Source organism: Acinetobacter sp. UBA6720 (genome assembly GCF_002454215.1).
In the GTDB taxonomy this organism is placed as follows: Bacteria; Pseudomonadota; Gammaproteobacteria; order Pseudomonadales; family Moraxellaceae; genus Acinetobacter.
Map to the genome: position 1 here is coordinate 1 of NZ_DKIK01000050.1, position 3,373 is coordinate 3,373.

Annotated in this window: 3 protein-coding genes and 1 pseudogene; all 4 read right to left on the reverse strand. The window is 41.1% G+C overall.

Going from position 1 to position 3,373, the window contains the following annotated elements; genetic code table 11:
* A partial coding sequence (locus B4F08_RS04245) for a DUF2846 domain-containing protein (protein ID WP_291373380.1) occupies positions 1–554 on the reverse strand: 554 nt, incomplete at its 3' end.
* A gap of 158 nt (positions 555–712) precedes the next feature.
* On the reverse strand, positions 713–2,023 hold the full coding sequence (gene clpX / locus B4F08_RS04250; protein ID WP_110975545.1) for an ATP-dependent protease ATP-binding subunit ClpX: 1,311 nt from the start codon (positions 2,021–2,023) through the stop codon (positions 713–715).
* 28 nt (positions 2,024–2,051) lie between these two features.
* Positions 2,052–2,657, reverse strand: coding sequence for an ATP-dependent Clp endopeptidase proteolytic subunit ClpP (gene clpP, locus B4F08_RS04255; RefSeq protein ID WP_016168229.1), 606 nt, complete (start codon positions 2,655–2,657; stop codon positions 2,052–2,054).
* A gap of 190 nt (positions 2,658–2,847) precedes the next feature.
* Positions 2,848–3,373 (reverse strand): annotated as a pseudogene (locus B4F08_RS04260) (trigger factor); the annotation flags it as partial.

A 3,373-nucleotide genomic window follows, 5' to 3' on the forward strand; every position in this document is an offset into this window, starting at 1 on the left:
GCAATTTCCTGAATCGCAATTTTTTCAGGGATAACCACCAAAGGCCCTGCAACCTCTCGTCGGGTAGCCAAGTTCTCTTCATCATACTTGATGAAATAAGACTGCCCCGCTTCTACGCTAAAATCGAGATATTTTGGCTTTTGGAAATGATTAATGCCCAAAGGCCGACTACTCGATAAACGATAAGTCCCAGCGGGCAATTCGACCCAATAGTAATGATTGTTAAGCAGGCTTGGAATACGTTCTTTATTAATAAATAAACTCGAAGCCACAATTTCTTGACGGTTCCATTTTGAATCTGGACGGTATAGATAGACGATCGCTGCTTGTTCATGTTGAGGTTGAACACGCTGAAAACGCTGTCCTAATTTTTGATTGACCCAACCACCTACGCTAAACACCCCAATACGATACTGCTCAATCATGCCAGGGTCGTGATCAAAATCGACCTCATGACTGAGGGTTGATGTTAATTCGGGTTGCTCTACTGCAACTTTCCCATGACAACCCAATAAAATTAAACTGCTTAAAAGCGTAATCGTCATTGCACGCATGACTATTCCTCACGGCATATTTTTTATTTTGATACTGAATTTTTAGTTTTAATCTAGGCATCCCAGCCTATGATGCAGAGTAGCATTCCCTCTTTTTTTTGAATACAAAAAAACGTGTGAAAACACTCGTTTTTCACACGTTTCAGATGAATAACAACTTAAGCGGACTTTGAGTTAATCACTTTTAAATCAACTTTAGCTGTATCTTTCTGTTCGATTCTTGGTAAACGCTCTGGCTTAAATAATGGCGCAGCTGTACCGTTAATCACGTCTTCATTCACCACAACCGTGCCAACATCGGTACGACTTGGTAAATCATACATGGTTTCAAGCAGCGTATTTTCCAAAATAGAACGTAAGCCACGTGCACCCGTATTGCGGTCTAAGGCTTTTTTCGCCACAGCGCGTAGTGCTGAGTCTTCAAAAACCAGATCAACATTTTCCATATCAAACAAATGTTGATATTGACGTGTCAGTGCATTCTTCGGTTCAGTCAGAATTTGCATCAAAGCTTCTTCGTCTAACTCTTCCAAAGTCGCAATTACAGGTAAACGACCAATAAACTCTGGAATCAGACCAAATTTCACCAAATCGGTTGCTTCAACTTGACGGAACAAATCAGACAATTTCTTGCCTTCATCTTTCTTCTTCACTTCAGCAGTGAAGCCGATGCCGCCTTTTTCTTGACGCTGTTGTACGATTTTCTCAAGACCTGAGAATGCTCCACCACAGATGAACAAGATATTTGAAGTATCAATTTGAATAAATTCTTGCTGCGGATGCTTACGACCCCCTTGAGGTGGAATAGAGGCAACCGTACCTTCGATCATTTTCAGTAAAGCTTGTTGTACGCCTTCACCCGACACATCACGCGTGATCGACGGATTTTCAGACTTACGGGTAATCTTGTCGATTTCGTCGATGTAGATAATACCTTTTTGCGCTTTTTCTACATCGTAGTCTGCTTTTTGTAGAAGCTTTTGCACGATATTTTCAACATCTTCACCGACATAGCCTGCTTCGGTAAGTGTCGTTGCATCAGCCATAGCAAAAGGAACATCGAGCAGACGTGCCATCGTTTGCGCAAGTAAAGTTTTACCCGAACCTGTTGGCCCTACCAATAAGATATTACTTTTCGCAATTTCAACAGCCTCATCGTGCTTATGCCCACCATGTGTCGCTTTAAGGCGTTTATAGTGGTTATAGACAGCAACAGACAAGGTTTTCTTTGCCACATCTTGACCAATAACATATTGATCTAATGCCGCACGAATTTCGTGAGGTTTAGGCAATGGTTTTGCAGCCCAGTCACCCGACTCAACTTGTTGACTGGTTTGCACCAAGTCTAAGCATACGTCCACACATTCATTACAGATGTACGCGTCCTCGCCTGCAATCAGTTTCCCGACCTCAGACTGCGTTTTACCGCAAAATGAACAATGCTTTTGTCCTTGAGGATGTTCGGACATATTTACTCCAATACTAAAATCTTAAAACTTATGGACGTTTGCTAAGCACTTCATCCACAAGACCGTATTCTTTGGCTGCCTGAGCAGTCATAAAGTTGTCACGGTCTGTATCTCTTGCAACAGTTTCATAGTCTTGACCACTATGCTCTGCCATTAAGCGGTTTAGACGCTCTTTAATGAATAAAATTTCACGTGCATGGATTTCAATATCCGATGCTTGACCACGGAAACCACCTAGTGGTTGGTGAATCATAACACGTGCATTTTCTAAACAGTAACGTTTACCTTTAGCACCTGCATTCAACAAGAATGCACCCATAGATGCCGCCTGACCCATACAGTAAGTCACGACATCTGGCTTGATGAACTGCATGGTATCGTAAATTGCCATACCTGCTGTTACCGAACCACCTGGTGAATTAATGTAGAGGTGAATATCTTTATCTGGGTTCTCTGCTTCTAAAAACAACATTTGTGCCACAATTAAATTGGCCATGTTGTCTTCCACTTCACCCGTTAAAAAAATAACTCGTTCACGCAAAAGGCGCGAAAAAATATCAAATGAACGTTCACCACGAGACGATTGCTCAACTACAACTGGGACTAACGCGTTTTCAATAGTTGGAACATACATACGTTTATTTATTCCTAAATTTTTTGTGACTTAACCCATATTCACAATATGAGGGATAATGACTGAAATTGCAAAATATTCCCCATTAAATAACAGATATTTTTTGCATAAGCTTTGTGAATTTGGGACAAGCCGATACCCTGCTCAGATAAAAAAAGGCGCTTTACGCGCCTTTTTTCACTTAAGCTAATTAGCCTTGTTGACGAGCTTGTTGCTCTTTCAACAATTCTTCATAGCTAACAGTTTTATCAGTTACTTTCGCAGCTGCTAAAATGTGATCAACCACTTGATCTTCTAAAACAACAGCTTCGATTTGTGAACGTTGTTGTTTGTCATTTTTGAAGTATTCAACAACTTCAGTAGGATCTTCGTAAGAAGAAGCCATGTCTTCGATGTAAGCTTCAACGCGAGCTTGGTCAACTTCAAGTTTAGCATCAGCCAATACTTTGCTTACCAATACGCCAAGTTTTACAGATTTTTCAGCTTGTTCTTTGAACAATTCATCTGGAAGCATGCTGCTGTCAAATGCTTTAGCACCTTGAGCACCAAACTGTTGCGTGAACTGTTGGATCATTTGTTGACGTTGACGGTCAATTTCTTGAGCAACCATAGAAGCTGGAACTTCAATTTCGTTTGCAGCGACAAGTGCATCAAATGCAGCTTGTTTAACTTGGTTACGAAGACCGTTGCGAACTTCACGTTCCATGTTTTTACGA